The following is an 18,810-nucleotide window of genomic DNA, read 5'->3' on the forward strand; positions in this document are numbered from 1 at the left end:
CGCCTTACGGTACAATAGCTGGAATGACCTACATGGAAGCGAAAAAGCTATGCCCATTGACCGACCGGGTACACAACGATTGGAACACAGGAGAAGAAGCCCTGTTGTTCGAAGAGTGGTACCGGTCATGTGAGCAAAACCCCGCCTTGCTGCAGCAAATGAACGGGGTCGATCAGGAGGCCATGCGCGAACGCCTATTCTTATCCATCACCAAAAACCTTTCCTTTCAAAAGCATAAACTTTTCTTAGTAGTTGTTTGATATTTTTATAAGTTTATACCCATAATACGATTTGCATGCCCTGCACGCCCTTGCTTTATGCGAACCTTGCCGATTCACAGCTATTTCAGCTGGTGAAAAAGGATGATATTAAAGCATTCGAAGAGCTTTACAACCGCTATTGGAGCGACCTCATCGATGCTGCCTACCGCCGCCTGCAGTCGCGCCAGAAAGCAGAAGACATCATACAGGACATCTTCGTTAGTCTCTACCAGAAAAGGCATACCCTCGATATCACCGTTTCTCTCAAAGCATATCTCTATCAGGCCCTCAAATTCAAGGTGTTGAACGTGTTCCGGGATGAGTTTACACGTTCTTCTGCCCGCAAGGAGATTTTTTTAAACGAGCAGTGCAAAAACGATTCGGCAGCGTATTGCGAGGCCCGCGAACTCAACAACCGCATTGGCCAGGTGTTAAGTTCCCTGCCGGATAAATGTCGGGAAGCCTTTCTCCTCAGCAGAGAGCAGAACCTGTCGAATAAAGACATATCCCTGGGCATGAACATCTCGGTAAGCACCGTCGAAAAGCATATCGGAAAGGCCCTCCGCATATTGCGCAACAACCTGCGCGACTATACCTGGAATGCGTAATAGCACACCTTCCTGTTAACAATTCCTTTAAGCGGATAGAACACCGCGTTAAAAATCCACGGCTCCGTATTGCTGCCCGTTCGCATGAAATGATATTGGCGTAAATTGCTATATATTCTTCATGCTTAAAACTCATAACGGTTATGAAAGCAATACAATGGACCAGGATGATGATCATGGTCATGGTGGTGAGTGCCGGCGCATTTACTTCCGTGAAGGCACAGGATACCAAAGCCGATAAGAAAGCCGAAAAGGCAGCACAGGTAAAAGCGATGGTCGAATCGCAACGCTATGTCTTCAAACCACAAAGCGCCAACCCCATGCGCGGCCGCACCGTGCAGCTTACCTCCGAATATACTGTGAAGGTGAGCAAGGATACCATCATATCCGATCTGCCCTACTTCGGCCGCTCGTACACCGCACCCATCGATCCCAGTAAAGGAGGTATACAATTCAACTCTACGAAGTTTGATTACAAGCTCGAAGAGGTCAAAAAAGGCTGGCAGGTAACGATCAAGCCAGGCGACGTAAGCGATGTGCAACAGTTTTTCCTGACGATATTCACCAATGGCTCAGCCACCCTGCAGGTAACCAGCACCAACCGTACTCCCATTTCCTTCAATGGGTCGGTATCGGAACGCCGGTAACCGCAAAACATTTACTGCATAAATGCAAAAGGCCGCTGTCACCAGCGGCCCTTTTATTTGTTCATAGTGAAAAAGCTTATTTCAGCTTGCTCTTCTTGACGCCTTCAAAAGTGATCTTTACCGGCTGTATCAGTCCGTCTTTATCGAAAACCATTTTGTCGATGCAGGTAACCCGGTGATTGGCTGCTGTTTCTCCCAGCGGACGACGGTGATATACGATATACCATTCATCTTTACCAGGCACCTGTATAACAGAGTGGTGCCCTGCGCCGGTAGCCACGGTCGAATCCTGCTGGAGGATGGTGCCAATACGCTCAAAGGGTCCGAAAGGCGAATTGCTGATCGCATAGGCCACTTTATAATTGGGGCCACCCCAGCCACCTTCCGACCACATGAAATAATACTTGTTGTCGCGGATGAACATGAACGGACCTTCTACGTATCCCTTCGGCGTAATTTCTTTGAAGGTGCTGCCGTCGGCAAAGGGAAGGATCGCGGTAAAGTCGTTCTTCAGCTTCACGATATTGCAATGTCTCCAACCGCCATAGATCATGTAGTACTGACCGTCTTTGTCATGAAACACGAACTGGTCGATGGGCTGTGCACCGTTATGAAATTTATCCAGCAAAGGTTTACCAATCAGGTCAATGAAAGGACCTTGGGGCTGGTCCGAAACAGCTACGCCAATACCGCCTTCCTCGTTATTGTTTTGAATATCATTGGCTGAAAAGAAAAGGTAGAACTTTTTGTCTTTCTCCACAATAGCAGGCGCCCACATGGCTTTCTTCGCCCATTTCACGGAAGCAGTATCAACGATGCGCGGATGCTTGGTCCAGTTCACCAGGTCGGGTGAGGAGAAGGCGTCCATAAACACCTGCTTTTCATATTTATCTGAATAGGTAGGGAATACCCAGTAGTTCTTATTAATGATAGTTCCTTCAGGGTCGGCATACCAGCCTTCAACGATAGGGTTCCCGGAAGTCTTTTTGGCCTGAGCGCCGGCCGCCAGGCCCGTAAGCACCAAACCCGCCATTAACCAATATTTCATGTGCATAAAATTGATAAGGCTGCAATATAATGCGCAGCGGTTATAATAGACGTATCAGACGTTAAGAGAGGCTTAAAACTTGTAGACAAAACCCACGCCCATCAACTCTTTGATCTGGGGCTTCGGTCCGCCCGCTTTGCCTTCATCCTGCACCGTAGGCACATCGTTGTCATAGATCAAATCAACCGAAAGGTTCATATTGATCAGTTTGGTCACTTTAACCGCAATGACATTGGTCCAGAAGATATCGACATTGAAGGGATCGTGCCGGTAATTGGAGAAAAGTTCCAGCCTTGTTTTGTAAGAAGTGGTAGGCGTAATGTTCTTGCTCCAGTTTACGGAAGCATAGGCACCCACCTCCATTTTTACATTTTTGCCGCTGTCAACACCAAAAGCGCCGATAGAAGCCAGTGAATCATTTTGCACGATCACCCAGCGGGCAGTGATGGGCGACATGAACAAAGAGAAACCATCCACTGGTTTATAGTCCATACCCAAAGACAAAACAACATAGCCCGGCGCCAGGAAATTAGAGGTCAGCACTTTCGTGCTGTCTGTAGGGTAGGCAAAACCCTTTGTAAACTGGCTCCTGAAATTGACAAGGCTACTCAGGTACCATTTCTTATCCAACTCATAGCCATACTTGGAAACAAGATCAATGCGGTCGTCCGATTTTCGCTGGCCAAGACTGGTGGTATTGACCATGCCATACGCGAGATCGATGCTGTTGTCCCACGAATGGCGTCCATGTTTGTAATGACCAAACAGGTTCAGCAAAGAAGTCAGTGACAAAGAAAATTTGTCACCACCCGCAGCCCAGTTGCTTAAAGCACCCTGGTTTACATTGAGGTTGAAAGTGCCACCGGTTTTCCAGGTGCGTTTACTGGTGTCGGCGTTGTTTTTGCTGATGGTACGGCTGCCCTCACTCCTTAAGCCTTGAACCGTTTTATCTTGAGCAGAGAGGCGCAGGCTGCAAAATAGCAGCAGCAGAAAAGCATATTTCATAGCGTATGATTTGAAAAACTGCCTCCTCCACAAAAAAGTTGCCAAAACACATTGATAATGAACGTGACAGGTGTTTTATGCCAACATTTCCGGTTCTGCCCCACCATATGCTCCTCGTCTTGTACAGGATAGGCACCGATCGGGTGCCAGCTCCGCCTGCAGGCCCGCTGGCATGGTTCTTATGAAATAAGCCCAAAACAGATCCATGAAAACGCCCAACACAATCCTTCGTTGGACAACCTTCCTCGCAGTACTCATCAATGTGGTTGTCAGCTCATCCATGGAGAGGCTCGGCCTCGGTCAGCCAACGGTAGCGCAGGTAACCCGCCGGTACGACAACCTGTTTGTGCCAGCCGGGTATGCGTTTGCCATCTGGGGGCTCATTTATGCTTCCTTTGTCATCTACGCCATCGTGCAGATCATGCCGCGTCAAAAAGACAAGACCTTGTATGATCACCTGGCGGTGCCTGTCATCCTCATCAATCTTTTGGGACTGTTGTGGCAGATCGTATTCCGGTACGATTTGATATTGTTAAGTGTAGGCATCATACTCATCATGCTCGTAAGTGGTATCCTGTTTTTTCTACGTAGTCAGCTGGGCATATGGGCGCAGCACCATAGCAAATGGCTCATGGTGCCATCATCCATATTTTTAGGTTGGATCAGCGTGGCCACAATAGCCAATATCTCACTATGGCTGGAATCCATTGGTTGGGATGGGGCCGGCATCAGCGATGCCTCCTGGGCCAAAGTCTTGCTCGGCATCACCATACTGCTATCCCTGTACATCAGCATCCGCTTCCGCGATTACCTGTATCCTGCCGTCGTGGCCTGGGCGTCGTACGCCATCTTTGTTGCCCTGCAAAACCGCGAAGAGGCAGTAGCCCAAACCGCCATGTATGTTGCCATCACAGCGATCATCCTAACCATCATTGCCGCGGCCCGCAATGCACGCATCGGGCTCAGGCACCATCGCACCAAAAGCCTTTCATAATAAATTATTAATGCAGGAAGCCATCAAAGGCCCTGGGAGTAGCTGTAACTTGCGCCGGTCTCATTAACTTCCCGGTATGAAAAAACTACTCCTTTGTTTGTGCATAGTCAGCAGCAGTATGGCCATGGCCCAACCTGCGGTCTATACCACAGCCAATGCCCATTCTCACAATGATTATGAAAACCCGCATCCGTTTTTTGCCGCCTGGAATGAAGGATTTGGATCGATGGAAGCCGACCTGCACCTGATCAATGATACCCTTTGGGTGTCCCACGACAAAGCCCGGCCCGGCATCGACCCTACATTCGAAAGCCTTTACCTGGCGCCCCTCTCAAAGGCAGTAGGGCAAAACCAGGGCTTTCCATATGCCGATCACGCGAAGCAACTGCAGTTGCTCATCGATCTCAAAACAGAGGCTGTGCCTACGCTCGGAAAGGTAGCCGCTGTATTGAAACAATACCCCGTTTTATCCAATAACGCCAATATTCGTTTCGTCATCTCTGGCAGCCGGCCCGATTCCTCCACCTGGCACCGGTATCCCGCTTATATCTGGTTCGATGGCAATCTGGGCAAAGCTTATCCTGCTTCTGCGCTTGAAAAGATCGCCCTGCTAAGTGCCGACTTCCACAAGTTCACAGCCTGGAACGGCAAAGGGCGTCTCGTGGCAAAAGAGCAGGACACCCTGGAAAAGCTGGTCAACGCAGCACATGCTCTAGGCAAGCCCGTGCGGTTCTGGGCAACCCCCGATAACATCAACGCCTGGTACCACCTGATGAAGTTGAAGGTCGATTACCTCAATACCGATCGCATTGCCGAAATGGGAGCCTTTCTTAAAAAGCTCCAGCGTACCACGTACCGGAGCGACAAAGCCTATGAACTTTATAAACCCACTTATAAAACAGATGGGGTCAATAAAAAAGTGAAGAACGTGATCCTGCTCATTGGTGATGGAACAGGATTGGCGCATTGGTATACCGGTTACACTGCCAATAAAGGGCGCCTCAATGTATTCAATATGCGCAAAGTGGGTTTGTCCAAAACCAGCTCTTTCGATAACTATATAACCGATTCAGCTCCCGGCGCTACGGCGCTCTCAACCGGCCAAAAGACCAATAACCGCGCCGTGGGAGTTGATCATACAGGTGTTGCGCTGAAGCAAATACCAGACTATATCCAGCCTAAGGGAATGCGAACCGGGCTTATCACCTCCGGTGATATGGCCGATGCCACGCCGGCAGCCTTCTATGGTCATCAATCCGAGCGCAGTGCTGGTGCAGGCATGTTCGCCGATTTGGCCGGTGCACCGGTACAGCTTCTGATGGGCGCTGGCAATAAGAGTCTTACCCCGGCAGCAGAAGCTTCTCTCAAACAGAATGGCTTTAGTCTTGTACGGACCATCGATAGCGTGCCTGCCAATACAACCGGCAAATGGATCGTAGCCGATGAACGTGCCCGTTTGTCGATGTTGAAGGGGAGGGGTGCCTGGTTGCAGCAAGCCTTCGATCGTTCAGTAAGCATACTCTCAAAAAATAAGGCAGGCTTTTTCCTGATGGCAGAGGGCGCACAGGTCGATCATGGTGCGCACGACAACAATTTGCCCTGGCTGGCCACGGAAGTGATGGACCTCGATCAACTGGTGGGGCGGGCCATGGAATTTGCCGATACCAATGGCGAAACCCTCGTTATCGTCACAGCCGATCACGAAACAGGTGGCGTATCGCTCATGGATGGCAACTATACCGAAGGAAATACAGCCGTACAGTTTGCTACAGAAGATCACACGGCGATACCGGTACCCGTATTTGCTTACGGACCACAATCGGACCTCTTTGCCGGTGTGTATGAGAACACCGCCCTGTTCAGCAAGATTATGCAGGCGTTGGGCATTCAGGCGTCAGCCGTTGCCCGCTAGGCAATAACGGCTGTTGGCCGTAATTTTGCAGCGTACCCCATATTCAACAACACCATGGCAACATCCGTCCTGATCATCGGTGCAGGGGCCGCCGGCCTCATGGCCGCCCGCGAATTGTCGGCCCGGGGCCACGCCGTCACCATCCTCGAAGCCCGCCACCGGGCCGGCGGCCGCATGCATACGCTGCAGCCGTTGGGTTACAGCATACCTATCGAAACGGGCGCCGAATTTATCCACGGCAAACTCCCGATTACCTTACAGTTACTGGAAGAAGCTGGGATTATTTATACGCCCGTTGGTGGTAGAATGGTCGAAGTGGAGAAAGGCCGCTGGCAACGCCAGCACAACTTTGTCGATGGATGGGATACCCTGATGGAGCGGTTGCAGGATGTAAAGGAAGATATCACCGTACGGGAATTCCTGAACCGCTATTTTGCCGCAGATCGTTACGAGGCATTGCGCCGTTCGGTGAAAAGGTTTGCTGAAGGGTACGATGGGGCCGATATTGACCGCGCCAGTGTCCTGTCGCTGCGGGAAGAGTGGGAGCAGGAAGACGAAGAAGAGCAATACCACATCATGGGTGGATACGAGAAGCTCACCGATTACCTGCTCACCCAATGCGTACGCCAGCGTTGTCTGTTATACTTCAATACACCGGTACAGGAAATACGCTGGCAGCAGGGTACTGTAGAGGCAGTAGCATCCGATGGGAGAGTATTCATGGCCAATAAGGTGATTCTTACTTTGCCGCTGGGCCTCTGGCAGCAGGAGAGTAGCAGTATCAGGTTCCTGCCGGCAATCAAAGATCAAATGGAGGCATTCCGGCAAATAGGTTTCAGTCCGGTCATCAAAGCCAGTCTGGAGTTTAAACAAGCCTTCTGGCTCGAATATGAAAAGGAACTGGGCTTCGTGTTCAGCGAAGAGATCTTCCCCACCTGGTGGACGCAACATCCCCATCCGGCGCCATTACTCACGGGTTGGATCAATGGCCCGCAGGCCATCTCCTTCACCCAAACATCCCCCGAAAAGATGTTGCAATATGCCCTCTATTCATTGGCCGGCATATTTGGACTGCCACTCATATTTCTGGAGCAACAATTGGTAGCCTGGCAAATAACCGACTGGGGAACCGATCCCTGGGCGCGTGGTGGCTATTCCTGGGATACACTCACCTCCAAGGCTGCCCGCCAGTTGCTACAGCAACCCGTCGCCAATACGCTCTATTTCGCCGGCGAAGCGCTCTACGAAGGGGCCAGTCCGGGTACGGTAGAAGCGGCCCTGGCCAGCGGCCTTGCAGCCGCCCGCAGGGCCTGCGACCCTCTTTAATTCAATTCCTTCAACCACTGCTGTGCGTAAGCCCGCGCAGCCGCGATCGTTTCTTTTCCGCTGCGGAAACAACGTTTCCAGGCTTCATCTTTCGCTTCCAGCTTCGGATCGGCAAAGCGCATCCGGCCGCCTTTCTCTACCAGCTTGGCACTAAAGTCAATATCAGCCGTAAACGCGAGGAATTCCTTCAGTCTTATTTTCACCAGGTCTTTCACGGTAGCAGGCCAGTCGTGTTCAAAATCTTTAACCGCCTGTTTGTGTTGATCGCCATCATCGCCAAAGCCGGCATCGTCCACATCCTGCAAATACATCTTATGCTTGGGGTGCTTGGGATCTTTTAAAGCAGCCAGTTCCTCTTTCTGCATGGTCAAGGTAGCTTCGTAAAGCTTCTTCATATCGCCCGTAGCACTTTTCATATCCTCTTGCGCGGTCTTGATATCCCTTTCCAGTTCCTCGATCCTCGTCTTAAGTTTGGAGGCCTTGTCAGCCGGGTCGGCTGGTTTCGCGGCATCACGCGCTTCCTTGTACGCCTGGGCAAATTCGGCCGAGTTGACATATTTACGGATATAGTCGCCCAGTTCCTTCACGGTACTCGCCCGCTGGCCGGTAGCCAGGGCTTTCAGGGCCGAAGTACGGGGAAACGACAGGTCGCCCACTTTAAAGTTCCCGAATATATAATCCTTGGCCTCGTCTTCGGCTATCCGCAACTGATCGAGAACATTCTTATAGGCCGTAAAGGCCATGGTGCCAACAGCTATAAGGCACAACATCCAGCAATAGTGTTTCTTTTTCATGACATACGATTGTTAAAGAGTTATACGACCGTAAAAATACCGGTGGCAGGGCCCGGAGGCTAGTACAACACTATAAAACCGCAAATTCGGTGGATGAATTGAACTATTGGGCGATGACATTCAGGAGCGGGGTCGCCAAAAATGCGGCTATACCCGCACTTGACCCTGCACCAGCCATCAGGGGAAATGGGTATAAAACAGGCTGCCCACAGCGGCTCATTCCTGGCTTTATGCTAATCCGTTACATTACAGTCAATTGACAGTGTCAGATCGACAAAAAAAGATTGACGCAGTTAGCCAATATTACTTATTTTCAACATGAAAACCGGCCTATGAAAATAGTTGTCGTGAAAACCATTATGAACTTTGGAAACCCTCATTATTAAAGAGACGCTAAGATCCAAACTCAGTGTGGGCGTTGAACCTGCGATCGACTACCTGTATAGCAACTATAGCTCCATGCTCTACGGCTATGTACTGCAATTTATTCCCGATCCGTCCGAGGCAGAGAAAGTGTTAACTCAGATATTTACCAACCTGGCTGGTCGCCTCGATGAAGCCTGCGATGCCACGCTGAGTGTGTATTGCTGGATGCAGGTTGAAGCCAGAAAGCTGATACTGGACTATAAGAAGAAGAACGGCCTGGAGGTGAACGGGCATGCAAACAACGGGCAACCGAAAAATGCCTATTACCTCACCTTGTTACGCAACGCAACAGAAGAGCAACGCACCGTATTCCAGGAAATGTTCCTGAACGGCGGCGCAAAAGAAGAAGTAGCTATCAAGATGAATAAAACCGTGCAGGAGATAAGCCGGCTTTTGAAAGAAAGCCTCATCATCCTGCAAAAAAACCTACAGTGAACATAGATACGTACATACGTAGTGGTATTGTTGAGGCTTATGTATTGGGCGTAGCCTCCGCTGACGAAAGAGCGGAGTTTGAGAAGCTATTGCTCCAGCATCCCCCATTACAGCAGGCGCTTGCCGAATTCGAAATACAGGTAGAAACCTTCGCTACCAATCAGTCCGTGCCCCCGCCATCCAAAACCCGCAGGGAATACAACGACTTCATCAACCGGATGCCCATACCACGTACTAATGGCAACGGTGGCTCTTCTCATACCTCCAATGGAAGTAGTAATTTCATACCCGCGTACGAAGTTTCCTCCACACACATCAGGGTGCATAAGAACTGGCGCATCGTAGTGCTCATCCTTTTTATTGTCGCCAAGATCGCCCTGGCCTTCCTTATTTATTTTGCCATCAAGTTCTACGAAGCACGCAGTGAGGTAAAACAAATGCAACACAAAGAAGAGCAAATACAATCTGGTCGCCGGTAATGGGGGAGTAAAAATAATAACCTATAATTTTGGTGGACTAATAAAAAGGCTGTAACCTTGTAACTCCGGAAGCTTACAGGAAACAATTCCTTTACCAATAAATAAGCTTCGCGTCGGCACCAAAACACTGGAATAATGCACCTGGGTAAGAAACATACACATTCTTGTTGTAGCAGCACTTGTTGTTGCTGATCCTTCCCGCGATTCCCTTGCCTCCCCTTACCGTACTTCTCAAACTCAAAGTTTTCCACCTAAAACATTAAAATCATTGTATGATTCCTGATACATCTTAGTTCGTTACAGTCAACTCTGTAGCAAACGATGTTCCAGCGTCCTTGCTATAGGTACATAAAATAAAGTGGGCCGAAGACTGTTCCAGCAGCTCCGGCCCGTAAAACAAGGCTTCAGGTAATGAATCATAACAGCTATCAGATAGCTGAATGACTGCCTCATTTTTAAAATAACCAAAACAAAGATAATGAAGAAGGCTTTCAATTGGATGGTCCTCCTTCCCGCTGCATTGTTTTTTAACAATGTAACTGCTCAGCAACGCAACGATACCATACGCACAACCGGTGCAGAAAAAGGACCCGTGCGCAACATCACTTTCGGCGGGAAAGTGGTGGAAGATCGATCAGCAACACCCCTGGCAGGCGCTACAGTACACATAGCAGGAACTACACACGAAGTAATAACTGGCCCCGATGGCAAATTTACCTTCCTCACCGGGCAGCGGCTACCCGTAACCTTACAGATATCTTATGTAGGCTATACGGCCCGCGAGATCAATGTAACCAATGAATATACGGAGATATCCCTCCAGCCTGGCAACAGCAGGCTCGATGAAGTAGTGGTAACCGCCGTAGGCATCAAGCGGGCGGCCAAAGCCCTCAGCTACAGCGTATCGGAAGTAAAAGGAAAAGAACTCGTCCAATCGCGCGAAGCCAACATTGTCGCAGCCCTCAGCGGGCGCATCGCGGGTGTGCAGATCAGTAATTCCGGCGGCTCACCGGGTGGCTCTTCTACGGTAAAGATCAGGGGCAATAGCTCCCTGTTGGGCAGCAATGCACCGCTCTTTATATTGGATGGCATCCCGGTAGACAATTCCATACAGGATATCCGCACCAATATCACCAACGGCAACTCACTCGCCACACCCTCCAACCGGGGCATCGATATCAATGCCAATGATATCGCCTCCATCACCGTGTTGAAAGGCCCTGCAGCGGCTGCCTTGTACGGCATCCGGGCATCCAACGGCGCGGTAGTGGTCAATACGAAAAGAGGCAGTGCACTCACCAGTAAAAAGTTCGCCGTCAATTACAGTGGCTCCTTTACGGTCGATCGCATCAACCGCCGCATGCAGCCACGTCAAACCAGCTTCTCCAATGGCATCGGAGGCTCTTATGTGGTACCGGGCACAGCTGGTTCCGATGAGAACTGGGGCGCCCTCATCGATACGCTCACCTACAGCAACCAGGCCAGCAACTTCGATAAGAACGGAGCTATCGTCGGTAAAAGCAACCCGCTCTCCAATGGCAAACCTGTTAACCGTTACAACAACATCGATAACTTCTTTGTGAACGGCTATACCTCCGATCACAACATCAGTCTCTACGGCAACACCGGCAATGCAGGTTATTATTTCTCTTATGGCAACCTCAAGCAAACCGGCATCGTTCCCACAACCGATTTTTATCGCCACACCTTCCGGTTCAACGGAGACTACACCATCAATGAAGCCTTCAAGCTATCAGGCGGTATCAACTATATCCAGGATGGCGCCCACAACCGCGCACTCATGGGTGGCTTCAACACCAATTCCATGCGGGCCCTTATCAACTCAGCCGTCAATTTCGATATCACCAATGGGTACGATGAGCCCTGGAAACATCCTGAGTCCTACAAACTCCCCGCTACAGCGGCCAAGCCATGGGGCGACAGCCGCTCATTCGCGAATGGCATCGGTTGGGATAATCCCTATTGGTCGCTTAATATGAATCCACAAAGCGACCAGAATAATCGCTTCATCACATTTGTAGAAGGCAACTACGACATCAACAGCTGGCTCAAAGCGACTGCCCGTTATGGCATCGATAATTATACCGATGTTCGGAAAGGTGCATTCAGCCGCGGCACCTCGGGCATAGCAACCGGTACCGTTAACGATGTAGTGTTCCAGCGCCGGGACAATAACCTCGACATCCTCCTCACCTCACGCCACGAGCTTACCAACGATCTCGACCTTAGTGTAGTGGCTGGTTACAATTATTACAGCTCATTCAAGAACCAGGTCAATACAAGGGGCGATGGGCTTACCATTCCCGGCAACTTCAATATTTCCAACGCAGCATCCGTACAGGCTGTGGACTACACCATTGAGCGGAAGCTCGTGGCCGGCTACGCCGACCTGAAACTGGATTATAAGAAATGGTTGTTCCTGGAGCTCACCGGACGCAACGAGTGGACCTCCACACTCGCTAAAGGAAAGAACTCCTTCTTCTATCCCTCTGCAGGCGCCAGCTTTATCTTTACCGATGCCTTCCGTATCGCCAGTCCCATATTCAATTTCGGTAAGCTGCGTGTTACAGCTGCCCAGGTGGGTAATGATGCCGATCCCTATTCGCTGCTTACCTATTTCAATACAACCTCCACAGGTGGATGGATCCAAAGCGCGCTTAGCTTTCCGTTCAACGGACAGCAGGGCCTTAGCTTCAGTTCCACCATCGGTAACCCCAACCTTAAGCCCGAGCGCATCAGTACCTATGAGGTCGGCACCGAACTGCACTTCAACAAAAGCCGCACCATCCTCGATGCCGTGTATTATTACAACAGCAGTAAGGATCAGATCATTCCTGTTTCTCTACCATATGCCACCGGAGCGCAGTTTACACTCGCCAACGCGGGCAATATCATCAACCGGGGCATAGAAGCGTCCTTACAGCAGCAATTGATCCGCAAGAAGAACCTGAGCTGGAACGCGACAGCCATCTTCTCCAAAAACATCAGTAAGGTGAAGTACATCACAGACGATATTACCAACGTAAGTCTTGGTGGTATCTGGATGGAAGCACGCGGACAAGCCGGTGATCCCTATGGCGTGTTCTATGGCATTGATGTAAAACGCAATGCCGCCGGCAAGGTTATTATCGACGACAATGCAGGTAGCTCCAATTATGGGTATCCTGTCGTCAATACCGCCTTTACGCGCATAGGTGATCCTAATCCCGATTTCAGCGTCGGCCTTCGTAATGAGTTCAAGGCTGGTGCCTTCACATTCTCATTCCTCCTCGATGGCCGCTTCGGCTTCGATATATTCAATGCGCCCCGGCTTCAAATGGTGTTCAATGGGGTAGATGCCTCTACTGCCGCCCGCGGAACCAAAACCGTGTTTGAAGGGGTAACCGCCACAAAAGGAGAAACCAACACCATACCTGCTGAGTTGTCGCAGGCATGGTACCGTCAAACCTTCAGCATCCAGGGGCTGTATGTAGAACACGATCTCCATTGGATCAAGCTGAAAGATGTAAACCTTAGTTACGACCTGCCGGCAAACTGGCTCAAACCATTGAAGATATCTGCGGCCAGCGTTACGCTGACGGCGCGCAATTTCCTGCTCGCCACCAACTACACCGGTAGCGATCCCGATCTCGGCACCCGCAATGGGCTCACCAACTATTCAGGCATCGACTTCTGGACCACCCCCAACACACACAGCCTGGGGGCAGCATTGAACATCACATTCTAAAGGCAAACATTCCGAACATGAAAAAGAGTAGTATTACCAATATATTGAAACGTAGCGTTCTGGCAGCATCCGTGATCACGCTGGCAGGCTGCGATCTCACAGATACCAACAACAACCCCAACGCATCCTCCGAAGTATCGGTCAGTGCGGTACTAACCGGAGCCGAAGTGGTGCTCGGATTTTCGCTGGGCGTAGATGCCGGCCTGGTAGCCAACATCTATATACAACAGGTGGCCGGCGCCAACGGCGATGCGGCGTCATTTGACAACTATACCACCTCGCCCGGATATTTCAACTCATCGTGGGCCAACTTCTATACCAACGTGCTCGATGAATTGCAGATCGTACAGCGTACTGCCACGGCGCAGCAATTGCCCTACTATAGTGGCATTGCACGGGTGCTCACAGCGTACAGTTATGGCACGCTTACCGATTTGTTTGGAGACATACCTTACAAAGAAGCGCTCAATGGCAACAGCGTTACCAATCCCAAATACGATGGGCAGGCCGATATCTATAAAGACCTCCAGGCGCAGCTCGATACCGCCATCACCGAACTATCAAAGCCGGTGAGCGCCAACCTCGGCGCAACGCCTTTTACAGATGATGTTATCTTCAAAGGCAATATCGCCAACTGGCTCGCCACGGCCTACACGTTGAAAGCACGTTACGCCATCCACCTCAGCAAGGCCAATCCGCAGGAAGCCGCAAAGCAGGTATTGGCTGCTTTGTACAATGCAGGCGTGTATCGCGGCGTACCCAGCAATGCCGCCGATGCTCAGGTGGTATTCGGATCATCCGCCACCAACGCCAACCCCTATTATCAGCAAAACACCTACCGTCCGGGCTGGATCGGGTTGGGCGCTTCCTTCGTCAACCTGCTCAACGGCAATAAGGTCACCGATGCACCCACCACACCCGAAGGTCAAAACGTAGATCCGCGCAGGGCCTATTTTGCAACGCCCTCCAGCGGCACTACCTACCGGGGCAGTGCACCCGGTGTGCCCGGCGCCTTCTCGCGCATCGGAAGCTACTACGGAGCTGCCACGGCACCGGTTATCCTCATCAGCTATTCCGAAGCTAAGTTCCTCGAGGCAGAAGCAAGGAGCATCCTCAATCCCGCCGATCCATTGGCGCAAACAGCACTCGAGGCAGCGGTGAAAGCATCGTTCGCTAAAGTGATCAGCGGAACAGGCGATGCCTATGCAACACCGCAAAAACAAGCGGAGTACATAACGGCCAAGGCAACACTTACCGGCAATGCCACGAAAGACCTGGAAACCATCATCACGCAAAAGTACATCGCCCTCTTTCTGCAGCCCGAAGTATGGAGCGATTACCGGCGTACCGGATATCCCGCCATACCATTGGCGGCCAATGCCACACACAGCGCCAACCCGGCCGGCCAGATACCCCGCCGTATCCCGTACCCGCAAAGAGAGCAGTCGCTGAATAAGAACACGCCGGCCAACTCCACCTATCAGCAGCCTAAACTCTGGTGGGATCAATAGCCGCAAAACTCTCAATCATCTCAAACACCATCAACGCAACAATTCATGCAGCATATAATAAACAGCCAACACCTGCAGCGGCCCGCGAGGAAACTCGCGGTGCTGCTGTCGGTGGTAACTGCTACCGCACTACCAGCTATTTCGCAGCACAGTCCTGTGCCTCCTTTCAAAGGAAAAGTGGGCAAAACGATCGCCGAAACCAAAATAGGTAATACCGTATTTAACCCCGTAGCACCAGCCGGGGCACCGAATATTGTATATGTATTGCTCGATGATGTAGGGTTCGGAGCCAGCAGCGCCTTCGGCGGATTGGTGGAAACACCCACCTTCGATAGTCTCGCCAACAACGGACTGCGCTACACCAATTTTCACACTACCGCCATCTGCTCGCCCACACGTGCCTCCCTGCTCACCGGCCGCAATCACCATTCGGTCAATGTGAATACGGTCATCGATGCGGCCGTTGATGTGCCCGGTCACAACGGATACATCCCCTTCGAGAAAGGAACAGCCGCAGAGATACTGCGCGAAAATGGGTACAACACATTTGCTGTGGGTAAATGGCATGTCACCCCTACACCCGACCTCACACCGGCAGGCCCCTTCAACAGGTGGCCCACCGGCCGTGGATTCGATCATTTCTATGGCTTCATGGCCGGCGAAACCGATCAGTACACACCCATGCTTTGGGAGAACACGCAGAAGATAGAGCCCGATCTTAAAGGCAAACACCTTACCACCGCGCTCGTTGATAAGGCGATTGAGTATATAGCCGGACAAAAATCTGCGGCCCCCAACAAACCTTTCTTTCTTTACCTCACGCCCGGCGCAACCCATGGTCCGCACCAGGTCGACAGGCAGTGGATCGACAAGTACAAAGGCCGTTTTGATGCAGGATGGGATAAATACCGCGAAGCGGTACTCGCCCGGCAAAAGGAATTAGGCATTGTGCCGAAGAACGTAACCCTGCCGGTACGCAACCCCGGTGTAAAGCCATGGGATTCGCTCTCTGCAATAGAGAAGAAAGTGTTCGCCCGATTCTTCGAAGCTTACGCAGGTTTTCTCACCCATACCGATTACGAAGTAGGTCGCCTGGTGAATTACCTGAAAGAGATCAAACAACTCGACAATACACTCATCGTATTGATCATTGGTGACAACGGCGCCAGCAAAGAGGGCGGACTCACCGGCCATGCCATCGGCATCAATGAATACATCGACGGCAGCGTGCACACGGAAAAGTATGAAGACCGCATCGCAGAGATCGCTAAGCGCTACGACGAAATAGGTAGTGCCAAGTCCGGACCCAACTATCCGGCCGGATGGGCCCAGGCAGCCAACACGCCATTCCGCTACCTCAAGCAGGATGCCAACAGCGAAGGCGGCACCCGCAATCCGCTCATCATCTTTTACCCCAAAGGCATCAAAGAGCGCGGCATCCGTACACAGTATTCGCATGTAAACAGTGTAACGCCTACGGTGCTGGATATCGCCGGGCTCACTGTGCCCAAAGTGATCAATGGCTATCAGCAGGATAGCCTCGAAGGCACTAGTCTGGCTTATACCATCGCCAACCCGGCAGCGCCCGGCAGGCACCATGTACAGTACTACGAAATATCCGGCGCCCGCGCCATTTACCAGGATGGATGGAAAGCACAGGTATACCACCAGTCGGGCAAATCATTCGCCCTCGACAAATGGGAGCTGTACAACCTCAACGAAGACTTCAATGAGCAGCGCGATCTGGCCGCATCACAGCCGGCCAAGCTGCAGCAACTGCAGGCGCTCTTCGAAGAAGAAGCCATTAAATACAATCTCTATCCGCTGTTGGGCGATACCAGTGCCCGCAATTTCGCCACCTTAACCAAAGGGCCTTTCGATACCCGCATTCAGGCAATCCTGTATCCCGGCGTTACACAACTTCCGTCAAGGGCCGCGCCATCCTTCTACCAGCATTCATTTACGCTAAAGGCAGAAGTGGAAATAACAAGCGCTTCAAACGAAGGCGTATTGCTGGCCGCGGGCGGTCGCTTTACGGGCCTCACGTTTTATGTACAGCAGGGTAAACTCAAAGTCGCGCACAACAACAATGGGAAGCTGGTGTACCTCGAGTCAACCCAGCCACTGCCCACCGGCAAAGCCATCCTGCGCTACGATCTTGATTATGTGCCGGCAAAAGACCTCACCGATCCTGCGGGCACAGAAGCGCTGTATATCAATGATGTGAAGGTGGCAGAGCGCAAGATCACCAAGGCCGATGCTACCATACTTCCTTATGATGAAGGAGTGGATGTGGGGCGCGACAACGCTTCACCGGTATCGCCACAATACCAATCACCATTCGTATTCACCGGCATCCTGCACCGCATCATAGTCGATCACAGAATTAAATTCTAACACCTTGACACTGTCAGATGTATATCTCCTCATCCGCAAAATAACCGTAGGCGTCATCCTCGTGCTGATACCGCTGGCCCTCATCGCCGGTGGTATCTGGCTCGCCTGGCAAATCGTCAACAGATTGTAAATCGTTAAACACATAAGTTATGAGCAACGAAAAAAACACAGCTGCAAACATCAGGCGCGATGGCATCATTAGCCTGTTCATTTACATCACCCCTGTGGTGCTTATGTTCGCCTGGCTGGCAATAACCGATAGCAAACCCTGGCAGGGGGTAGCCACAGGCGAACTGCCATTTCGTATGCCCGCTATCCTTGAAAAGGTATTTAAGAACCTGAACACCTGGGGCCTCCCCACCATAATGGTGGTAGTAGGGTTGGCGGAGTTTTTTATCGGCCTGTACGAGAACAAGTGGACGAAGAACGAACGCATACTCGATATCGTTTGCTTCATCGTGCCCAAGATCGTCGTGCGGCCTGTCATCGCTTACTTTGGCTTAAAGTTCCTGCCGGTATTGCTGCCCGGCGCAAAGGGAGTCTTTGAGTGGATACCCTTCTGGTGGGGATTTCTCATCATCGCCGTGGCCGACGATCTCACGCAATACTGGTACCATCGTCTGCACCACCAGGTATCCTGGCTCTGGCGATTCCATCGCACACACCACTCGGCGCCTTATATGGGCATGGCCATGGCCAGCCGGCAAAACATCATCTACACCATCTTCTTTTCTCAGATATACCTCACCACAACCTTAACCTATCTGGGGCTCGGCTATCCGGCATTATTTGTAACCGCCATCAAATCGCTCATCACCACCGGAGCACACTCCAGCATAAAATGGGATAAGCCATTTTATACCGTCAAATGGCTTAAGCCCATCGGCTGGGTCATGGAACGCCTCATCTCCACACCGGCAACGCATCATGCGCACCATGCGGATACATCGGGCGATGGGGTAGGGCACTACAAAGGCAACTTCGGCAATATGTTCTTCCTGTGGGATATCTTCTTTGGCACCGGCATCATCACGCGCAAGTATCCGGCGTCGTACGGGATCAAGCATTATCAGCACGAAGAATGGTATGCCCAGTTCCTGTGGCCGGTATTCAAATCGAAGAAAGAAGGAAGCGAACTCGCAGCCAATGGCCCCGAAGTGGGCGACCTGCCCGAAGCAACCACCCACGATATTATACCACAAACAACCACCGCATAAAAC

The 18,810-nt window shown here is 51.3% G+C and carries 16 protein-coding genes; 13 read left to right on the top strand and 3 right to left on the bottom strand.

Annotated features, from left to right (window positions below; genetic code table 11):
* The first annotated feature begins 23 nt into the window (after positions 1–23).
* The 3 genes from P2H89_RS28005 (at position 24) to P2H89_RS28015 (ending at position 1,515) form a co-directional block, all read left to right on the top strand.
* Positions 24–260: a hypothetical protein gene (locus tag P2H89_RS28005; protein WP_275833390.1), complete on the top strand. Its 237-nt coding sequence runs from the start codon at positions 24–26 to the stop codon at positions 258–260.
* Positions 261–295: 35 nt separating this feature from the next.
* On the top strand, positions 296–868 hold the full coding sequence (locus P2H89_RS28010) for an RNA polymerase sigma-70 factor (protein ID WP_275833393.1): 573 nt from the start codon (positions 296–298) through the stop codon (positions 866–868).
* 143 nt (positions 869–1,011) lie between these two features.
* On the top strand, positions 1,012–1,515 hold the full coding sequence (locus P2H89_RS28015) for a DUF4251 domain-containing protein (RefSeq protein WP_275833395.1): 504 nt from the start codon (positions 1,012–1,014) through the stop codon (positions 1,513–1,515).
* Between the two features lie 76 nt (positions 1,516–1,591).
* Here P2H89_RS28015 and P2H89_RS28020 read toward each other — a convergent pair whose 3' ends face one another.
* Positions 1,592–2,563, bottom strand: a complete 972-nt coding sequence (locus tag P2H89_RS28020; protein ID WP_275833397.1) for a glycoside hydrolase family 43 protein — start codon at positions 2,561–2,563, stop codon at positions 1,592–1,594.
* 72 nt (positions 2,564–2,635) lie between these two features.
* Entirely contained in the window at positions 2,636–3,568 is a 933-nt protein-coding gene (locus tag P2H89_RS28025) for a DUF3078 domain-containing protein (protein WP_275833399.1), read from the bottom strand.
* Positions 3,569–3,773: 205 nt separating this feature from the next.
* On the opposite strand from P2H89_RS28025, the gene P2H89_RS28030 reads away from it, so the two are divergent.
* From P2H89_RS28030 to P2H89_RS28040, 3 genes are all read left to right on the top strand, one after another.
* Positions 3,774–4,562, top strand: a complete 789-nt coding sequence (locus tag P2H89_RS28030) for a hypothetical protein (RefSeq protein WP_275833401.1) — start codon at positions 3,774–3,776, stop codon at positions 4,560–4,562.
* A 76-nt stretch (positions 4,563–4,638) separates the two neighbouring features.
* Positions 4,639–6,474, top strand: a complete 1,836-nt coding sequence (locus P2H89_RS28035) for an alkaline phosphatase (protein WP_275833404.1) — start codon at positions 4,639–4,641, stop codon at positions 6,472–6,474.
* A gap of 54 nt (positions 6,475–6,528) precedes the next feature.
* Entirely contained in the window at positions 6,529–7,800 is a 1,272-nt protein-coding gene (locus P2H89_RS28040) for an NAD(P)/FAD-dependent oxidoreductase (protein WP_275833407.1), read from the top strand.
* Here P2H89_RS28040 and P2H89_RS28045 read toward each other — a convergent pair.
* Entirely contained in the window at positions 7,797–8,594 is a 798-nt protein-coding gene (locus tag P2H89_RS28045) for a hypothetical protein (RefSeq protein WP_275833409.1), read from the bottom strand. The genes P2H89_RS28040 and P2H89_RS28045 overlap by 4 nt on opposite strands.
* 366 nt (positions 8,595–8,960) lie before the next feature.
* On the opposite strand from P2H89_RS28045, the gene P2H89_RS28050 reads away from it, so the two are divergent.
* The 7 genes from P2H89_RS28050 (at position 8,961) to P2H89_RS28080 (ending at position 18,807) form a co-directional block, all read left to right on the top strand.
* Positions 8,961–9,455, top strand: coding sequence for a hypothetical protein (locus tag P2H89_RS28050; protein WP_275833411.1), 495 nt, complete (start codon positions 8,961–8,963; stop codon positions 9,453–9,455).
* Entirely contained in the window at positions 9,452–9,934 is a 483-nt protein-coding gene (locus tag P2H89_RS28055; protein ID WP_275833413.1) for a hypothetical protein, read from the top strand. The genes P2H89_RS28050 and P2H89_RS28055 overlap by 4 nt, the downstream gene beginning before the upstream one ends.
* A gap of 478 nt (positions 9,935–10,412) precedes the next feature.
* Positions 10,413–13,682, top strand: coding sequence for a SusC/RagA family TonB-linked outer membrane protein (locus P2H89_RS28060; protein WP_275833415.1), 3,270 nt, complete (start codon positions 10,413–10,415; stop codon positions 13,680–13,682).
* Between the two features lie 17 nt (positions 13,683–13,699).
* Entirely contained in the window at positions 13,700–15,193 is a 1,494-nt protein-coding gene (locus P2H89_RS28065) for a SusD/RagB family nutrient-binding outer membrane lipoprotein (RefSeq protein ID WP_275833418.1), read from the top strand.
* A gap of 45 nt (positions 15,194–15,238) precedes the next feature.
* Positions 15,239–17,590, top strand: coding sequence for an arylsulfatase (locus P2H89_RS28070; protein ID WP_275833420.1), 2,352 nt, complete (start codon positions 15,239–15,241; stop codon positions 17,588–17,590).
* 4 nt (positions 17,591–17,594) lie between these two features.
* Positions 17,595–17,720: a hypothetical protein gene (locus tag P2H89_RS28075; protein ID WP_275833422.1), complete on the top strand. Its 126-nt coding sequence runs from the start codon at positions 17,595–17,597 to the stop codon at positions 17,718–17,720.
* Positions 17,721–17,739: 19 nt separating this feature from the next.
* Positions 17,740–18,807 carry a sterol desaturase family protein gene (locus P2H89_RS28080; protein WP_275833424.1) on the top strand — a complete coding sequence of 356 codons (1,068 nt, stop codon included), beginning with the start codon at positions 17,740–17,742 and terminating at the stop codon, positions 18,805–18,807.
* Positions 18,808–18,810: the final 3 nt, after the last annotated feature.

It is taken from the genome of Paraflavitalea sp. CAU 1676 (genome assembly GCF_029223285.1).
In the GTDB taxonomy this organism is placed as follows: Bacteria; Bacteroidota; Bacteroidia; order Chitinophagales; family Chitinophagaceae; genus Paraflavitalea.

Bases quoted from the DNA above. Each gene is read 5' to 3' on its own strand.
- P2H89_RS28005 (WP_275833390.1), top strand. From the start codon at position 24: ATGACCTACATGGAAGCGAAAAAGCTATGCCCATTGACCGACCGGGTA.
- P2H89_RS28010 (WP_275833393.1), top strand. From the start codon at position 296: ATGCCCTGCACGCCCTTGCTTTATGCGAACCTTGCCGATTCACAGCTA.
- P2H89_RS28015 (WP_275833395.1), top strand. From the start codon at position 1,012: ATGAAAGCAATACAATGGACCAGGATGATGATCATGGTCATGGTGGTG.
- P2H89_RS28020 (WP_275833397.1), bottom strand. From the start codon at position 2,563: ATGAAATATTGGTTAATGGCGGGTTTGGTGCTTACGGGCCTGGCGGCC.
- P2H89_RS28025 (WP_275833399.1), bottom strand. From the start codon at position 3,568: ATGAAATATGCTTTTCTGCTGCTGCTATTTTGCAGCCTGCGCCTCTCT.
- P2H89_RS28030 (WP_275833401.1), top strand. From the start codon at position 3,774: ATGAAAACGCCCAACACAATCCTTCGTTGGACAACCTTCCTCGCAGTA.
- P2H89_RS28035 (WP_275833404.1), top strand. From the start codon at position 4,639: ATGAAAAAACTACTCCTTTGTTTGTGCATAGTCAGCAGCAGTATGGCC.
- P2H89_RS28040 (WP_275833407.1), top strand. From the start codon at position 6,529: ATGGCAACATCCGTCCTGATCATCGGTGCAGGGGCCGCCGGCCTCATG.
- P2H89_RS28045 (WP_275833409.1), bottom strand. From the start codon at position 8,594: ATGAAAAAGAAACACTATTGCTGGATGTTGTGCCTTATAGCTGTTGGC.
- P2H89_RS28060 (WP_275833415.1), top strand. From the start codon at position 10,413: ATGAAGAAGGCTTTCAATTGGATGGTCCTCCTTCCCGCTGCATTGTTT.
- P2H89_RS28065 (WP_275833418.1), top strand. From the start codon at position 13,700: ATGAAAAAGAGTAGTATTACCAATATATTGAAACGTAGCGTTCTGGCA.
- P2H89_RS28070 (WP_275833420.1), top strand. From the start codon at position 15,239: ATGCAGCATATAATAAACAGCCAACACCTGCAGCGGCCCGCGAGGAAA.
- P2H89_RS28080 (WP_275833424.1), top strand. From the start codon at position 17,740: ATGAGCAACGAAAAAAACACAGCTGCAAACATCAGGCGCGATGGCATC.